The sequence below is a fragment of the Natrinema sp. LJW11 genome, from assembly GCF_056135975.1.
Genome location: NZ_JBWBDM010000001.1, coordinates 531,962 through 548,617, shown reverse-complemented (window position 1 = coordinate 548,617; position 16,656 = coordinate 531,962). Strand labels below are relative to the sequence as shown.

Annotated in this window: 16 protein-coding genes; 11 read left to right on the top strand and 5 right to left on the bottom strand. The window is 65.6% G+C overall.

What is annotated here, in order from left to right:
* Nucleotides 1-17: 17 nt before the first annotated feature.
* Entirely contained in the window at nt 18-503 is a 486-nt protein-coding gene (locus AC0QDI_RS02660; protein WP_474664981.1) for a DUF456 domain-containing protein, read from the bottom strand.
* 167 nt (nt 504-670) lie between these two features.
* Here AC0QDI_RS02660 and AC0QDI_RS02655 point away from each other — a divergent pair, with 167 nt between their 5' ends.
* Nucleotides 671-1,411, top strand: coding sequence for an SDR family NAD(P)-dependent oxidoreductase (locus tag AC0QDI_RS02655; protein WP_474664979.1), 741 nt, complete (start codon nt 671-673; stop codon nt 1,409-1,411).
* Nucleotides 1,412-1,714: 303 nt separating this feature from the next.
* Here the strand turns inward: AC0QDI_RS02655 and tmcA are convergent, their stop codons facing one another.
* On the bottom strand, nt 1,715-4,003 hold the full coding sequence (gene tmcA, locus AC0QDI_RS02650) for a tRNA(Met) cytidine acetyltransferase TmcA (protein ID WP_474664977.1): 2,289 nt from the start codon (nt 4,001-4,003) through the stop codon (nt 1,715-1,717).
* A 315-nt stretch (nt 4,004-4,318) separates the two neighbouring features.
* Between tmcA and rpl7ae the strand changes: the two genes are divergently transcribed.
* From rpl7ae to AC0QDI_RS02605, 9 genes are all read left to right on the top strand, one after another.
* On the top strand, nt 4,319-4,681 hold the full coding sequence (rpl7ae, locus tag AC0QDI_RS02645; RefSeq protein WP_098726850.1) for a 50S ribosomal protein L7Ae: 363 nt from the start codon (nt 4,319-4,321) through the stop codon (nt 4,679-4,681).
* Between the two features lie 11 nt (nt 4,682-4,692).
* Entirely contained in the window at nt 4,693-4,917 is a 225-nt protein-coding gene (locus AC0QDI_RS02640; RefSeq protein WP_006184658.1) for a 30S ribosomal protein S28e, read from the top strand.
* Between the two features lie 3 nt (nt 4,918-4,920).
* On the top strand, nt 4,921-5,295 hold the full coding sequence (locus AC0QDI_RS02635) for a 50S ribosomal protein L24e (RefSeq protein ID WP_474664974.1): 375 nt from the start codon (nt 4,921-4,923) through the stop codon (nt 5,293-5,295).
* Complete coding sequence (ndk, locus tag AC0QDI_RS02630; RefSeq protein WP_098726848.1) at nt 5,292-5,756, top strand: nucleoside-diphosphate kinase; 465 nt, start codon at nt 5,292-5,294, stop codon at nt 5,754-5,756. The genes AC0QDI_RS02635 and ndk overlap by 4 nt, the downstream gene beginning before the upstream one ends.
* A gap of 262 nt (nt 5,757-6,018) precedes the next feature.
* Nucleotides 6,019-6,438 (top strand): DUF7344 domain-containing protein, encoded by a 420-nt coding sequence (locus AC0QDI_RS02625; RefSeq protein ID WP_474664972.1) that lies wholly within the window; start codon nt 6,019-6,021, stop codon nt 6,436-6,438.
* Between the two features lie 216 nt (nt 6,439-6,654).
* Nucleotides 6,655-7,257 carry a superoxide dismutase gene (sod, locus tag AC0QDI_RS02620; RefSeq protein WP_474664970.1) on the top strand — a complete coding sequence of 201 codons (603 nt, stop codon included), beginning with the start codon at nt 6,655-6,657 and terminating at the stop codon, nt 7,255-7,257.
* A 190-nt stretch (nt 7,258-7,447) separates the two neighbouring features.
* Complete coding sequence (locus tag AC0QDI_RS02615) at nt 7,448-10,498, top strand: FAD-binding and (Fe-S)-binding domain-containing protein (RefSeq protein WP_474664968.1); 3,051 nt, start codon at nt 7,448-7,450, stop codon at nt 10,496-10,498.
* Between the two features lie 163 nt (nt 10,499-10,661).
* Nucleotides 10,662-11,051, top strand: a complete 390-nt coding sequence (locus tag AC0QDI_RS02610) for a hypothetical protein (protein WP_474664966.1) — start codon at nt 10,662-10,664, stop codon at nt 11,049-11,051.
* 2 nt (nt 11,052-11,053) lie between these two features.
* A complete protein-coding gene (locus tag AC0QDI_RS02605) occupies nt 11,054-11,614 on the top strand; it encodes a hypothetical protein (protein WP_474664964.1) in 561 nt (186 codons plus the stop codon).
* Between the two features lie 136 nt (nt 11,615-11,750).
* On the opposite strand, the gene AC0QDI_RS02600 is transcribed toward AC0QDI_RS02605, so the two are convergent.
* The 3 genes from AC0QDI_RS02600 to AC0QDI_RS02590 form a co-directional block, all read right to left on the bottom strand.
* Entirely contained in the window at nt 11,751-12,512 is a 762-nt protein-coding gene (locus AC0QDI_RS02600; RefSeq protein WP_474664963.1) for a tRNA-dihydrouridine synthase, read from the bottom strand.
* A gap of 1 nt (nt 12,513) precedes the next feature.
* Nucleotides 12,514-13,506 (bottom strand): 2-phospho-L-lactate transferase, encoded by a 993-nt coding sequence (gene cofD, locus AC0QDI_RS02595; RefSeq protein WP_474664961.1) that lies wholly within the window; start codon nt 13,504-13,506, stop codon nt 12,514-12,516.
* 61 nt (nt 13,507-13,567) lie between these two features.
* Complete coding sequence (locus AC0QDI_RS02590; protein ID WP_474664959.1) at nt 13,568-15,001, bottom strand: FAD-binding oxidoreductase; 1,434 nt, start codon at nt 14,999-15,001, stop codon at nt 13,568-13,570.
* Nucleotides 15,002-15,256: 255 nt separating this feature from the next.
* On the opposite strand from AC0QDI_RS02590, the gene AC0QDI_RS02585 reads away from it, so the two are divergent.
* Nucleotides 15,257-16,654 carry an FAD-binding oxidoreductase gene (locus AC0QDI_RS02585; protein WP_474664957.1) on the top strand — a complete coding sequence of 466 codons (1,398 nt, stop codon included), beginning with the start codon at nt 15,257-15,259 and terminating at the stop codon, nt 16,652-16,654.
* Nucleotides 16,655-16,656 lie beyond the last annotated feature (2 nt).

The following is a 16,656-nucleotide window of genomic DNA, read 5'->3' as shown; positions in this document are numbered from 1 at the left end:
TCAGTGTTTCCCCGAAATCACAGGACGAAGACGGCCGCGAGGAATCCGAGCAGGATCGACACCGTCAGCAGGACCTGCACCGCCGTCGACGCGAGAACGCCGATCGTCGTGTAGATCGCCGATCGCGTGCTCCCCTCGAGTTCGCCGTTTCGAACGAACTCGAGGACGAAGACGGTGCCGAAGAGGCCGGCGAGCAGCCCCAGCGGGCCGGTGACGATCATGAGGACGATGCCGACGACGGCGGCGGCGCCGGTGGTCAGCCACGAGGCGCCGCCGGCCCGGGCGGCGATCGAGCCGCCGAAGAACTCGACGAGCGCCGTGACGACGGCGATGAACACGAGGACGGCGAAGGTGAGAACGCTCAGTTCCGCGAGTCCGGCCCCCCACCAGTAGACGCCGAGTCCGGCAAGCGAGAGGAGACCGCTCGGGACCATCGGGACGGCGGCTCCGGCGATGGCACCCACGAGCAACGCGACCGCGACGACGGTGATGACGTCGACCATACCGGCGGTGACGACGGACCGCGGGAAAGGCGTACTGCCTTCGGTACTGGTATGTCAGCCGCTGGAAGAAGTTCGCGGATCTACGGGTGCCGGCGGAGTCGATCGTCGGGAGTCGGGTGCGGACAGACAGCGAACGGTATACGTATCAGGGGCCGAACGTGTGGAACATGACCAACCAGCGCGGCGCGATCATCGTCGGCGCGTCGTCGGGAATCGGCGAGGCGCTGGCCCGCCGACTCGCCGACGACGGCTACGAGATCGGCATGGCGGCCCGGCGAACGGAACGGATGCAGCGGATCGGCGCGGCCCTCCCGACGAAATCGTACGTCGCGACGATGGACGTCACCGCGACCGAGGACGCTCGAGCGGGCTTTTTCGAACTCGCCGAAGCGATGCCGTCGGTCGACCTCGTCGTCATCAGCGCCGGGACCGCGGCCCGCAATCGCGACCTCGAGTGGGAACCCGAGAAGCGAACGATCGACGTGAACGTCCGGGGCTTTACGGCGGTCGCGACGGCCGCGGTGGAGTACTTCGAGCGGAATCCGGACTGCGCGAGCGAGTCGGACGGCCACCTCGTCGGACTCTCCTCGGTCGCGGCTCACGTCGGCAACGGCGACGCGCCGGCGTACAACGCCTCGAAGGCCTACGTGTCGACCTACCTCGAGGGGTTGCGCTACCGGCAGACCGATCGCGACGCCGACGTGACGATAACGACCATCGAACCGGGCTTCGTCGACACCGAACTCTCGATGGGCGGCTTCTGGGAGTGTTCGCCCGAGACGGCGGCCGAACAGATCGCTCGAGCGATCCGGAAAGAGCGGAGTCACGCCTACGTGACTCGGCGCTGGCGAGCTATCGCGTGGGTTCTCGATCTGGTTCCGGAACCGGTGCTTCGACGGCTATTGTGAGGGCGACGCTCGAGGCGTGTTCAGTGTATTAGCGAATGGAACGGTGGGTAACTGATAGGTAGTGGGTGAGACGAAGCGTCCTGCTATCGTGACAACAGGGGATTACCACGCCCTCCCCAGCCGATTCGCTCGCTCCTTGCGTCGCTCACTCATCCCTCGCGCAGTGTCATCGACCGGCCTCACTCTCGTTCGGCCGGTCGCCAGTGCGCGCCACCGCATACCATTGGCTGGTCTGCAGTATACGTTTGCCTGTGCTGAGCGTCTTTCCTCTCTTTCTCCCATCGATCGTAGCGGGAGTCGAAATCATTCATCGACAAATCGCTCCCGGACCTCGAGCGCCGCGTCCGTTCCGTAGTGATCGACGAGCGGACGGAGCGCGTCACCGAGCGCTCGCATGCACTGTCCCGACGAGTGATACTCGAGTCGTTCGGCGACGGTCTCCGCGTCACGTCCCTGGAGGACGCGCGAGACGAGCAGCCGCTCCTCGCGATCGCTCAGGTCGACGGTGGCGGGGTCGTCCACGAAGTATCGCACGACGAGGCTCCTGAACGGGCCGGGATCGACGTCGAACAGCCCGGGTCCGTAGGCGGCACCCGCGACGACGCGCCACTCGTGGTCGGTCAGCGCGAGCGGCGGCCCGGCGTCGCCGTCGACGCTCCGGAGCACCGCGCGGGCGATATCGGCCTCGAGATCGTCGAGCGGGTCCGAGCAGAGCGCGGCGAACCGGCTGACGAACCGGTCGGCGTGGCGGTCGTGTAACGTCCGTCCCGCGTCGTTGGTCGGCGCGAGCATGAGTGCGGAGTGCTCGCCGCTGGCGTCGTTGCGGGTCGTGGAGACGTGGACCGTTCGGTAGCCGTTCTCGCGCCAGAACGCGAGGAGGCCGGGCGTCGCGCCGAAGCCGGTCCCGAGCCAGTCGATCCCGTCCGTCGCGTCGCTGCCATCGCTTCCCTCGCCGGCGGTGAACTCTTCCCCGATTCGCTCGAGCAGGCGCGAGCCGAGTCCCCGAGAGCGCGCTGCGTGGTGGGTCGCGATGCGGACGACGCGGAGCCCCGCCGGCTCGCCCGCCGCCTCGTCCCGGAGCTGGCTCGTCAGTATGTCGGGCAGCATGTTCCCGCGGACGCGACCGCCTTCGTACATCATCGCGCGAGTCTCCGCCGAGAGGTCTCCTTCGCGGGCGAGCAGCGCGACGCTAACCACGTGACCGTCGTGGACGAGCGCGCGGGCCTCGAGGTTCGGCGCGTCGAGCAATCGCGCGAGGTCGTTCGGCTCGGTCCGGTAGTGCGCGAGGACGAGCAACCCGAAGGCTTCCCGAAGCAGACGTTCGTCCGCGAGCAGGTCGTCGGGCTCGAGTCGACGGTAGTCGACGGTCTCGGGTGCGGCGTCGGTCACGAGCGGCTCGACCGGCGGGCGCGCGTCGAGCAACAGCGCACGGAAGGCCCACACCTCGATCGGATCGCCCGCCGCGTACCGGATGGGTTCCACGAGCGTGCAGTCTGTCACCGCGCGGTCGCTCTCGGCGAGTCGATCGCGGAAGCGGACCGAAAACCCCCGACCCGCTCCCTCGTAACCGTGGATCGTCGTCGCGAAGGCGACGCGATCGGCGGCCAGCAGCGACTCGAGGGTGGCGACCGGGAGCGCGGCGGCCTCGTCGACGACGACGACGTCCGCCGACTCGAGTTCCTCGATCGCGTCCGCGGGCTCGCGAAACTCGACCGAGCCCCCGACACTCGTCTCGATTCGGCGAGGTTCGACGGTCGCGCCATCGCCCTCGAGCCGTTCGCAGAGTTCGCCCGCGCGGTCGAACAGCTCCGACGTGTTGCGCGCTGCGGGAGCGGTTACCAGGACGTTTTCGCCGCGGATGGCGAACGCTCCCGCGGCCAGGCCCGCCGCGCTGGACTTGCCGCGGCCGCGATCGGCCTCGAGGACGACCGCCCGCTCGGCCTCGATGAGCGACTCGAACGCGGCGACTGCGTCGACTTGATCCGTCGTGAGACAGGCCTCGTACACCGCGGCCGGAAACCGATGGTCCGGCGGCGGAGACGGCGGCGCCGGTGACAGCCGCGGGGGCGGGTCGGTCAGCCCGTCGGCCTCGAGTCGATCGGTCTCGAGGTCGGCGATCGCGATACCGCGGTGTTCCCGCAGCGTCTGGACGAGCCGCCGCTTGAACCGACCGGTGACGTCGTCCAGTTCGAACGGCGGGACGGCGAGGGAGGCGTCGAACCCGTCGCGGCGATCCGGCCACGCCTCGAGCGGCGGTGTGAGTAACACGAGGAGTCCCCCGCCGTCGACCGCACCGACGACTTTTCCGAGCGCGTTCGGCTGGAGGTCATCGTGAGCGTCGATAGCGATCACGTCCCGCGTCGTCCCGAGGAGGTCGCCCGCGTTGACCTGCGGGACCAGTTCGCAGCGGAGTCGGTCGTCGGGACCGACGAGCGTCGTTTTGGTGATTCCGACCGGGAGCGTATCGAGGATCGACGCGAGCGCGTCGTACCCCCGCTCGCGATCGCCCGCGAGCACCAGCATCCGTCGCTCGTTCGCTCGCGTCGCCTCCTCGGCGAGCGATTCGGCGAGTCCGACGACATCGACGTCCATGCGTTCGGATTGGTGCCTCGAGAGTAATAGCCACCGACCCGCGACGGCCCGCCGCGAAACTGTCAGTTATGACACATTCGCCGCCGTTCACGTCGGAGGATCCGCGAGATCGAAGGATCCGTGCGGTGGCGTCCCACAGCCTCACGCGTTTGAACACGCTTTTAAGGGGGGCAACGCTATTCGAGTGTACACCCTACGCGGGGTTGATGATGCTCCTAGCTTCACAGGACTTCCGCCGGGATCCGCCCGGCACGGGTACCCAGTGCCCGGACGGCAGGGGAGCGCGAGCCCACGTGTAGGAGAGGTGAACAACCAATGTCAGTTTACGTAACCACCGACATCCCAGCCGACCTCGCAGATGACGCCCTCGAGGCGCTCGAGGTCGCACGAGACACCGGTCGAGTAAAGAAAGGAACGAACGAAACCACGAAGGCGATCGAGCGCGGCAACGCCGAGCTCGTCTACGTCGCCGAAGACGTCTCCCCCGAGGAGATCGTCATGCATCTGCCCGAACTCGCAGACGAGAAGGGGATTCCTGTCGTCTTCATCGAGACGCAGGACGACGTCGGCCACGCCGCCGGCCTCGAGGTCGGCTCGGCCGCCGCGGCGATCGTCGACGCCGGCGAAGCCGAAGACGACGTCGAGGACATCGCCGACAAGGTCGAGGACCTCGACTGAGGTGATCAGAGATGAGTGCTGAAGAGGAAGAAAGCGGCTCTACGCCCGCCGAGGTCATCGAGGTCGTCGGTAAGACCGGCATGCACGGCGAAGCCATGCAGGTCAAGTGCCGGATCAAGGAGGGCGAGAATCAGGGACGAATCATTACCCGAAACTGCCTCGGGCCGGTCCGCGAAGGGGACGTACTCCAGCTTCGCGAGACCGCTCGTGAGGCGGACTCCATCGGAGGACAATAACCAATGGTCGAGAAACGTACCTGCGACTACACGGGCGAAGAGATCGAACCCGGCACGGGCATCATGTACGTCCAGACGAACGGTACCGTGCTCCACTTCGTCGACTCCAAGGCGGAGAAAAACTTCAAGCTCGGGCGCGAACCGCGCGACCTCGAGTGGACCGAAGAAGGTCGTCGCGGCAAGGGTCCCGCCCAGGAAGACGCACCTGCCGACGAGGAAGCCGAGCAGGTCGCAGTCGACGACGAGGACCTCGAGACGGATGCCGACGACGAAGCGGCAGAAGACGTGTCCGCAGAGGACGAAACCGAGGCGACCGACGCTGAGGCGACCGAAGCCGAGGAAACCGAAGCCGAGGAAACCGAAGCCGAGGAAGCATGAGCGATCACGAGCGCACGTTCGTGATGGTCAAGCCCGACGCGTTCGCGCGCGGGCTCGTGGGAACCGTCGTCTCCCGACTCGAGGACCGCGGGCTCAAGCTCGTCGGTATCAAAGTCGAAACGATGCCCCGCGAACGGGCGGAAGAACACTACGGCGAACACGAGGACAAGCCGTTCTACGACGACCTCGTCGACTTCATCACGTCGGGGCCTGTCGTCCCGATGGTCTGGGAAGGACAAGACGCGACCCGACAGGTCCGCCAGATGATCGGCGAGACCGATCCGCTCGAGGCGGCTCCCGGAACGATCCGCGGAGACTACGCGCTCGATCTCGGTCGGAACGTCGTTCACGCCGCAGACCACGAGGACGAGGGCGCGAACGAGCGCGAAATCGGAATCCACTTCGACGACGATGAGCTGATCGACTACGATCAGCACGACGCCGAGTGGCTCTACGAGTAACCGGCTTCGCTCGGTCGACGAGTCCCGATCGTGGTAGGTCGCTTCGCTGAATGCGTTTCGACCGATCGTCGACGGTCATCGTTCGGCGAGGTGAAGACGTTTGCCGGCGGATCGCGTTTCAGTAGTATTTATATTATATAACTCTGGAATAATGACGCATTTAATACACCTATTTTTCTAGGTAGACGTAACATCTAATGTGTCGGCTGCAGTAGAGGCCCGTGGTGGTTTCGAATGGTAACACACGGTAGGTGGTTCGTGGATGCGTAAAACGGAGGGAGAGGCGACAGCGTTGGCGTCGGCCGCAACACCGTCGCTAGATCTCGTTTTCGATCTCCTCTCTGACAGCCGACGACGATACGCACTGTACTACTTGAACGATCAGTCGGACGGCGTCGCGACGATCGAAAACCTCACGAAGAACGTTATCGCTCTCGAACGGTCGACCGACACCGACGAGGAGACGACGGCCGAGACGGGGACGGTATCCGGGCACGATCCGGCTGACGCCTCGTCGGACCAACGAGCGAGCGTTCGAATGGAACTCCAGCACATCCACCTTCCGAAACTCGAGGACGCGGGGATTCTCGAACACGATACACGGAGTGAGACGGTTCGATACTGGAGCCAGCCGTCGGTCGAGGAATGGCTCGAGCATGCCCAGCACAAGGAAACGGCGTAGTCGCAGGGATATCGAATCGGCTGGCAGCATCGAACGGCAACTGGGGGAGTGGGCAACCACCGATCGCTGAAAGCTTTAATACCCCATTCGTTGTGAATCGACTGAGGTGTCGGTAAACCGCACGACGGGGAGTCCGTCGATCGATGAGGTGTGATATCGTCTCACTCCTCAAAACTTAACAGGCGAGATACCGATACAGAACGTGAGGTGCATACTATGGCTGATCACGAACTTCCACCGCTTCCGTACGATTACGACGCGCTCGAACCGGCACTGTCCGAACAGGTACTGACCTGGCATCACGATACCCACCACCAGGGCTACGTTAACGGACTGAACTCCGCCGAGGAGACCCTCGCGGAAAACCGCGAGGAGGGCGACTTCGGCTCCACGCCCGGAGCCCTCAAGAACGTCACCCACAACGGCTGTGGACACTATCTCCACACGCTGTTCTGGGAGAACATGTCTCCCAACGGCGGCGGGGAGCCGGAGGGCGACCTCGCCGACCGCATCGAGGAGGACTTCGGCTCCTACGAGGGTTGGAAGGGCGAATTCGAGGCAGCTGCCGGCGCAGCCGGTGGCTGGGCACTGCTCGTGTACGACCCGGTCGCCAAGCAGCTTCGCAACGTCGCGGTCGACAAGCACGACCAGGGCGCACTCTGGGGCTCTCACCCCATCCTCGCGCTGGACGTCTGGGAACACTCCTACTACTACGACTACGGACCGGACCGCGGAGACTTCATCGACGCCTTCTTCGACGTCGTCAACTGGGAGAAGGCCGAAGAGGAGTACCAGACCTGCCTCGGTCACTTCGAGTAGGTCAGTCGGTTCGAAGACGAGCTAGTCAACCCCGAATTTTCTCAGCGACCGATGGCCGACAGCGGTCGCGCTCCGTCGAGGAGCGCGTTCGAGTCCCGAACTCTGTCCGGCTTGCGCGATCACCCGCCACCGCACGCGCTGTGAGTGACTACCATCGTTTAACTGCGTGCGGGACGATCTCATATCACACATGGTCGCCGAGGATAGCAGCATCGGGACGACGGTCGAGGACCGGGACCGAAAGCGACGGGGATCGGCGCTCGAGACGGAACGAGAATCCGGCGATGAGGCGCTGGCGGCCGACCTTCGGGCCGCCTGCGACGGCGACGTCCGATTCGACGAGTACACGCGCGTCCTCTACGCGACGGACGGAAGCATCTACGGCGCACAGCCCGCGGGTATAGTCTTCCCGCGGGACGCTGCCGACGTTCGCGCAGCCGTGCGTATCGCGGCCGCCTACGACGCGCCGGTCTTACCGCGCGGGGCGGGCTCGTCGCTCGCCGGGCAGGCCGTCGGCCTGGGCTGTGTCGTCCTCGATCTGTCGCGACACATGGACGACGTCCGGAGTATCGACCCCGACGAGCGGACCGCCGTCGTCCAGCCCGGCGTCGTACAGGACGATCTCGACGCCGCACTCGAGCCCCACGGCCTCAAATTCCCACCGGATCCGGCCTCCTCGAACCGGGCGACGATCGGCGGCGGGATCGGAAACAACTCGACCGGCGCACACTCGGTGCGCTACGGTATCACGGACGCCTACGTCGAGGAATGCGAGGTGGTCCTCGCTAACGGATCGAGGATCCGGACTCGAGACGTCGTCCTCGATAGCCCCGAGTGGGATCGGATCGTCTCGAACGACGATCGCGAGGCCGCGATCTACCGGACGGTACGAGCGCTCGTCGAGGATAACGCCGAGGAGATCGAAGAGCGGTATCCGAAACTCAAGCGCAGCGTCAGCGGCTACAATCTGCAGAAGGTGATCCGGACGGGCGCCGAGGGAAACCGAATCCTGAATCTCTCGAAACTCCTGGTCGGCGCGGAGGGGACCCTCGGCGTCGTCGTCGAAGCGACCCTGTCGCTGGTGACCCGACCCGACGAGACCGCACTCATCGTCTGTTGTTACGACGAGTTGCTCGAGGCGCTGGCCGCCGTTCCCGAAGCCCTCGAACGGCAGGCCAGCGCGGTCGAACTGATGGATCGGGAGGTGTTCCGGCTGGCCGCCGAGTCGGCGGAGTACGCCGAGTACGCCGAGCCGATTCCCGAGGGGACCGCGGCGGCGCTGATGCTCGAGTTCGACTCCGAGGTCGTCGACGACCTCCCGAATGCGATCGCCGGGGCGACGACCCGACTCGTGGACGACGGAGCGGCGTTCGACTCGATCGAGGCAGTCGAACCCGCAGCGCAAGACCGCCTCTGGAAGCTCCGGAAGGCCGCGATTCCACTGTTGATGAGCATGGCGGGCGACCCGAAGCCCTACCCCTTCGTCGAGGACGCGTCCGTCCCGCCCGAGGAACTCGCGGAGTACGTCGCGGGCTTTCGGGAAATCCTCGAGAAACACGACACCACGGCCGCGTACTTCGCGCACGCAGGGGTCGGCACGCTCCACATCCGGCCGGTCCTGAACCTCAAGGAGGGCGGCGACGTCGAGAAGCTGCGCGCGATCGCCGACGACGTTACCGACCTCGTCTCCGAGCACAACGGCTCCTTTTCCGGAGAGCACGGCGACGGCCTCGCTCGGACGGAGTTCAATCCCAAGCTGTACGGCCCCGAGATCTGGGACGCGTTTCAGGCCCTCAAGTCGGCGTTCGACCCGGACTGGCGGATGAACCCGGGCAAAGTCGTCTACCGCGATGAGAATCCGACGGACATCCGCGAACACCTACGATACGGCCCGGATTACGCCTCGCTCGAGCCGCGGACGACCCTCGACTTCGAGGACGACGGCGGCTTTTCGCACCTCGTCGAACTCTGTAACGGCTGTGGCACCTGCCGGCAGACCGACGGCGACGTGATGTGTCCCACGTATCGGGCGACCGAGGAGGAGATCGCGACGACGCGCGGGCGGGCCAACCTGCTTCGGGCGGCCATCAGCGGCGAGATCGACCCCGAGGAACTGTACGGCGAGCGGTTCCAGGAGGACGTGCTCGACCTCTGTATCGGCTGCAAGGGCTGTCAGAGCGACTGTCCCACAGGGGTCGACCTCGCGAAGCTCAAGGCCGAAGTCAAACACCAGTACCACGACCGCGAGGGGACGAGCCACCGGGAGCGGCTGTTCGCGGATGTCGACCGGCTGGCCGCGCTGGGGAGCGCGGTCGTGCCGCTGGCGAACCGCGCCACGAAACTACCGGGCGCGCGGGCGGCCCTCGAGAAGACGGCCGGGATCGCGGCCGATCGGACGCTCCCGACGTTCCGGCGGGAGTCGCTGGTCGACTGGTTCGCGAAGCGAGGCCCTCGCGTCGATCCCGAGTCGGCCACTGCGGGCGTCGTCCTCTTCCCAGACACGGACACCAACTACTCCAATCCGGCGGTCGGAAAGGCCGCCGTCGAGGTGCTGGAGGCCGCGAACATCCGCGTCGCGATTCCCGATCTCGGGCCGACCGGCCGGGCGGCGTACTCCGCGGGGATGCTCGAGGTCGCCGCCGAAGAGGGAGCGTCGTTGCTCGAGGACCTCGAGCCCTATCTCGAGCGCGGCTGGTCGATCCTGTTCGTCGAGCCCTCCGACGCCGCGATGGTGGTCGACGAGTACCGCTCGTTGCTCGGAGACGACCGAGTCGAGACGCTCGCGGCGAACGCCTTCGGCTTATGCGAGTACCTCGATCGGAACCGGCTGGACGAGGAACTGTCGTTCGATCGGACGGAGACCGAATCAGCGCAGTTGACGTTCCACGGCCACTGCCACCAGAAGGCCCGCGGCGCGGACCACCACGCGGTCGGCGTCCTTCGGCGCGCCGGCTACGCCGTCGATCCCGTCGACTCGGGCTGCTGTGGCATGGCCGGCAGTTTCGGCTACGAAGCCGAACACTACGACCTCTCGAAGGCGATCGGCTCGCTATTGCGGGATCAACTCGAGGAGAGCCGGAGCCGCTGCTCCGCGCGCGATGGAGCAGAGACCGGTGAACGCGAGGGGACGACTGTCGTGGCACCCGGAACCTCCTGTCGGACGCAGATCGGCGACTTCGAGGGGTACGATCGGCCGGCACATCCCGTCGAGTTGCTCGCTCGCGGTCTCGTAACGGAGTAGCGGATCCAGTCCGACGAATTGGCAGCACTAGGTGCTCGATTTAACACGTCGATATCGTCCTGAGTTCTTCGGCTCGACCGATCGCCTCGGGGGAGCGATCTCCACCGGTTTGCGACGATTCACCGTCGGATTTATTCATGTGTAGGACCTACACATAGACGTGATGGCGGAGAAGAAAACCCGGGTCGATTTCAACGCCCCTGCGTCGCTGGTCGAGCGGGTCGACACTATCGCCGACCTTCTCGATGTTTCCCGAACGCAACTACTCATCGATGCCTTACGGGACGAGATCGACGATCTCGCCACCGATGACGGTTTTCGGCGGAGACTCAGCGAAGCGTATTACGCCGACCAGATCGAGTTCGACGTCGTCGAATCGGTTCTCGGGACGGAAGAAGCGATGCGGATGAAGCTACTGCGAGCATCGTTGGACCGCGACCCACCCGAACCGCGGATGGATGCCGATCTTCCGCCGCAGGAAGAGTTCTACGAGAGCGCGATTGCGGAATGGACGCCGAATGAGGAGTCGGATGATGCAGAGACGCGCACGTAGCGATGGAGGAGAAGCCGATCGTCGTCGTGGATACGAACGTCCTCCTGAACCTCGCAACACCGGTCGTTGACGGGCGGTCCCGGGCGCCGACGGGTGAAGACCCGCTCAAGGTCGTTCTCACGGCGTACGACGTCCACGTTCCATCGAGCGTCCTCGGGGAAGTCGGTGAGGCAGCGGGGAGTGGCGATTTACTTGCGGCAGCCGCGGACACGGTTCTAAAGGCCTCGCATCATCTGACCACTCACGAGGTAGACGATGAACTCGATGATCCACTCGCTTACGGGCTTGATACTGGCGAATCACACGGAATCTGGCTAGCGAACGAGCTTCCCGCTTCGATGTTCGTTACCGATGAATTTAACGCCACGAACTATCTCTTCGTTTCCTTAGCACTCGATAACCGGAATACGCTGTTCACGACTCCACACGTTCTGTGCGTGCTAGCCGAGCACGGAATCCTCGATAGTCGGTACGTAAATGCTGCATTGACGTACTACGGCGAGACGAAAGGGTGGGATCGGCAGTACGTTACTCGACTGCGAAGCAAATACCACGGTGACTAACGGCTATTATCGGTCCCTTTGAACCGGCTCTCCGACCGACGATTGCCGTTCATCTCGTCCGAAAGGGACGTTCCTCACCGAGACTGACCGATTAAACGACCACCGCCGCGAATGGTGTCGCCGGTTTCGAGAGCTACTAACTGATCGTCTCGAGCCCGAACTGCCGATCCACGGCCGCGCGAACCCGCTCGAGCACTCTCGGATTGTCGCTGGGACGGCCGACGCTGACCGCGTCGGCACCGTACTCGACGTACTCGCGGACGGTCTCGTCGTCCCGGACGCCGTTGTTGGCGATCACGAACAGCTCGGTCGCGTCGACAACGTCGGCGATGACCGGTTCGCTGTCCATCGCGTCGACGTGGACGAAGTTGGCCCCCGCGCGCTCGAGGTCCCGGGCCAGGTCCGACAGGTCGACGCCGGGAACCTCGGCGCGGACCTTCACGCCGACGGTTGCGCCCGTCTCGGTCGCTCGCTCGACGTATTCCGCGAGCCGGTCGGCGTCTCGCAAGAGGGTTTCACCGCAGCCGACGGCGCAGAGTTCGTCCTGTCGGCAGTGAGCGTTGATCTCGAGGAAGGCGTCCCGATCCCGACAGACGCGAGCGGCCTCCGCAATCGGTTCGGCGGTCGCGCTCCGGACGTTGAACGCCGGCCGGATCGGCACGTCCGCGAGCGACTCGAGTTCGCGGTCGACGAACGCGAGCGGATCGTCCGGCAGGAACTCGCTCCGATCGCGTTCGACGAGGTCGCGTGCGGCCGCTCTCGAGTCGGCGTCGAGTGCGATTCCGCCGAGAAACGCGACACCCGCGTAGTCAGCGCCGGCTCGCGCCCAGTCGGCGTCGGCCTCGCCGCTGAGGCTCGCGAGCGCGAGCGGCGGCGCGAACGGGACGTGTCCGGTCATCTCAGCTCACGCGATCGATCGCGTCGGTGACCGCACGGATCACGCGTCCGGCGTCCTCGCGGGAGTCGATTTTGATATCGGTTCGAATCGTCGGCCGGTCGAAGTCCGCGTCGTCGCTCTCGTCGATCACGAAGGCGTCCGCGAACGGGTAGGCGGTCGCGAGTCCATCGGTGCTGGGCGCCGCGTTGACGGCCGCCATGAGATCGCCGGCGGGCCCGGAGAAGGCGTCGTCGCCGAGGAACGGCGAAACGGCGATCACGGTCGCTTGGGCGAGCGCGTCCGCCACACCCGGCAGCGCGAGCATCGGACCGATGCTGGTGACCGGGTTCGACGGGCCGATGACGACGGTGTCGGACAATGCGTCGAGCACGCCCGGCGCCGGCTCGGCCTTCGAAGAGCCGCGGAACTCGACGGTGTCGACGGTCGGCTCGCCCCGGTGGGCGACCCAGTACTCCTGGAAGTGCATGAGGCCCTCGTCGGTGTGGACGAGGCTGGCGACCGGATCGTCGCTCATCGGAAAGAGATCGATCGTGAGTCCGAACGCGCTCGCGAGCCGCTCGGTCGCCTCGCTCAACGTCTTCCCCTCGTCGAGGAGACTCGTCCGCGTGATGTGGACCGCTCGGTCGCGGTCGCCGATGGTCATAAACTCGGCGACCCCCGAAAAGCGCCGCCAGTTCGCGAGCCGTCGGCCGTCGGTCTGTTTCTCCTCGGAGAGGTACTGCGGTCCCTCCGGCAGTCCGGCGGCCGACGCGATGTCCAGGAGCGCCGAGTTCGTCCGATGCGTGTCGCCCTCGATTCCCCACCACGTCTCGCGGTCGAGGATCCCACCACCCTGAAACAGCAGCGTATCGACGTCCGGCGAGACGAAGAGCCCGCCGAGCTCGATGTCGTCGCCCGTGTTGGCGACGACCGTGGTCTCCTCCGGCGAGAACGCGGCAGCGGCGCCGTCTAACAGCTTCGGCGTTCCGGTGCCCCCGGAGAGGAAGGTTACCATACGCACAACTCTCGAGCGAGGCTACTTAATCGCTTTCGGCCGGTTCGCGCGGCCGATGCCCTCAGGCACCGGTCGTCCGCGGCGGGACGTTCGCGTTCGATCGGAACAGGTTGTCCGGGTCGTATTCCGTCTTGACATCGACCAGTCGGTCGTAGTTCTCGCCGTAGAGCAGTTTCGCGGGGTCCTCGTTCATCCCCGGGAAGTTACCGTAGCGGCCCGATGCGACGGGCAGCGCCTGCACGTCGGCGAACAACTCGCGGGCCCAGTTCACGTTCGCGTCGTCGTCACCGGGCTCCTCCCAGTTCGCCTCGACGGTGAGCATGTACGGCTTGTCGCGGTGCCAGAACGCGGTCGCGTCCCGCGGCACGTCGGCGACCGCGTCGCCGAGGTGCCAGCAGTCGATCGTCGACAGCGCCGACGGAGTCGACTCGTTGTACCGGCCCATGAGATCGAAGACCTCGTCGGTGAGTTCCTCGAGGAAGACCGACTTCCAGTAGTACCGCAGCCCGTCCGGGTAGTCCTCGTCGAGCATCGACTGCAGGTCGACGTAGGCTATCGGCCCGCTCATGTCGGCGATTGGCGTCGCGACCTCGCGAAGCGAGTCGTAGACCGCCGGCGCCTCCTCGAGGTCGCCGCGAGCGGAGCCGAGGAACGCGACGGTCGGCTCGCCCCACGTCTCCTCGGGGAACTCCTCGAGCTCAGGGACGTGGGCGGTAAAGGCGAGGACGCCCGCGTTTCGGGGCGCGGTCTCGGTCCACTCGCGGAAGGCCGCCAACGCCGCGTCGGCGTCGTCGCCGCGGAACCAGACGAAGAACGCGTACACTTCCGGGCCGACCTCGTGGAGGGCGTACTCGAACGACGTGACGACGCCGAGGTTGCCGCCACCGCCGCGGACCGCCCAGAACAGGTCTTCGTTCCGCTCTTCGCTGGCGGTTCGCACCTGGCCGTCGGCCGTCACGATATCGACGCTGACCAGATTGTCCAGCGCCAGCCCGTGCTCGCGGCTCAGGTGGCCGTAGCCGCCGTTGAGCGTCAGGCCGGCGATCCCGGTCTGAGAAACCGCGCCGAGGGCCGTCGCGAGGCCGAAGCGCTGCGTTTCTCGGTCGACGTCGCCCAGCGTCGCCCCGCCTTCGGCGCGCACGGTCCCCTTCTCGTGGTCGATCCGGACGCCGTTCATCTCCGCGAGATCGACCACGATCCCGCCGTCGCAGACGGCCGTCCCGGCGACGTTGTGCCCGCCGCCCCGCACCGAGAGCAACAGGTCGTGGTCGCGGGCGAAGGTCACGGCCGCGACGACGTCGGCGACATCGGAACAGCGCGCGACGAGCGCGGGATACCGATCCATCATTCCGTTCCAGACGGCTCGAGCATCGTCGTACTCCTCGTCGGACGGGCGCAGTACGTCCCCGTGAAATCGCGTGACGAGGGCCCGAACGGCGTCGTCCGGAAGTTCTTCGAGCGCGGCCTCGCCACGGTGTTTGTTTAATGTTCCCATGTAGCACGATACGAGTCCATCGGAGATAAAATAGTAGTCTATCCAACACGACGATCCGTTCGGCAGATATGTCGGAAGCGCACCGATCGAATCAGTTTTCGGGGCTGCCGATCGTGCGATTTTCAGGGAAGTCAGTCACTCCCGTTCCGGCCGTCGATGTGCCGGATCTCGAGTGTGTCCCGACCGGCATCATATCTTAATTATTAATTATGTATAACTATATCTCCGAGCGAGGCGTACGAATACTGAGGGACAATGGCAGTCACAACCACACACGTAGACGACGGAGTACTAGACGGATTCGGCGAGGGACTCCACGGGGAGTTGCTCCGTCCCGAGGAGCCGAACTACGACGAGACTCGAGCGGTCTGGAACGGGATGATCGACAAGCGACCGGCACTCATCGTTCGAGCGATGGGCGTGTCGGACGTGATCGCGGCGGTGACCTTCGCCCGGGAGCACGATCTACTCCTCGCGGTTCGCGGCGGCGGACACAACATCGCGGGAAACGCGGTCTGTGACGACGGACTGATGCTCGATCTCTCGGCGATGCGGTCGGTTCGCGTCGATCCGGCGGACCGGACGGCTCGAGTCGAGCCCGGCGCGACGCTCGCGGACTTCGACCACGAGGCGCAGGCGTTCGGACTCGCGACGCCGCTGGGAATCAACTCGACGACGGGCGTCGCGGGGCTCACGCTCGGCGGCGGGTTCGGCTGGCTGACTCGCAAGTTCGGCATGACCGTGGATAACCTGCGGTCGGTCGATATCGTCACCGCGGACGGCGAACTGCGGCACGCGAGCGAGGCCGAGAACCCGGATCTCTTCTGGGGGCTTCGGGGCGGCAGCGGGAACTTCGGCGTCGTCACGTCGTTCGAGTTCGACCTTCACGAGGTCGGTCCGGAGGTGCTGGCCGGAATGGTCGTCTATCGCGGCGCGGACGCGCCGGCCGTCCTCCGACACGTTCGGGACTTCAACGAGGACGCGCCGGACGAATCGACCGTCTGGGTCGTCCTCCGGAAGGCGCCGCCGCTGCCGTTCCTCCCCGAGGACGTCCACGGCGAGGACGTCATCGTCGTAGTGCCGTTCTACGCCGGTGATATCGACGAGGGTGAAGCGGTGCTGGCCCCCGTTCGGGAGTACGGTGAGCCGATCGCCGACGTCGTCGGCCCACACCGGTACGCCGAGTTCCAGCAGGCGTTCGATCCGCTGCTGACCGACGGCGCTCGCAACTACTGGAAGTCGCACAACTTCAGTTCGATTCCGGACGACGCGATCGATACCGTCGTCGACTACGCGCGACGGCTCCCGTCACCGCTGTCCGAGATCTTCTTCGGACAGATCGGCGGCGCGATGGGACGGGTGCCGTCGGACGCGACGGCGTTCCCGCACCGCGACGCGGAGTACGGGATGAACGTCCACACCCGCTGGGAAGATCCCGGAATGGACGACGAGTGCATCGCGTGGTCCCGGGAGTTCTTCGACGCGATGGCCCCGTACGCGACCGGGGGCGTCTACGTGAACTTCATCAGCGAGGACGAAGGCGAGGAAGACCTCGGGTACGGCGAGAACTACGATCGGCTGAGCGAGGTCAAAACGACATACGACCCGGACAACCTGTTCCGGATGAATCAGAACGTCGAACCGGCCCGGTAATC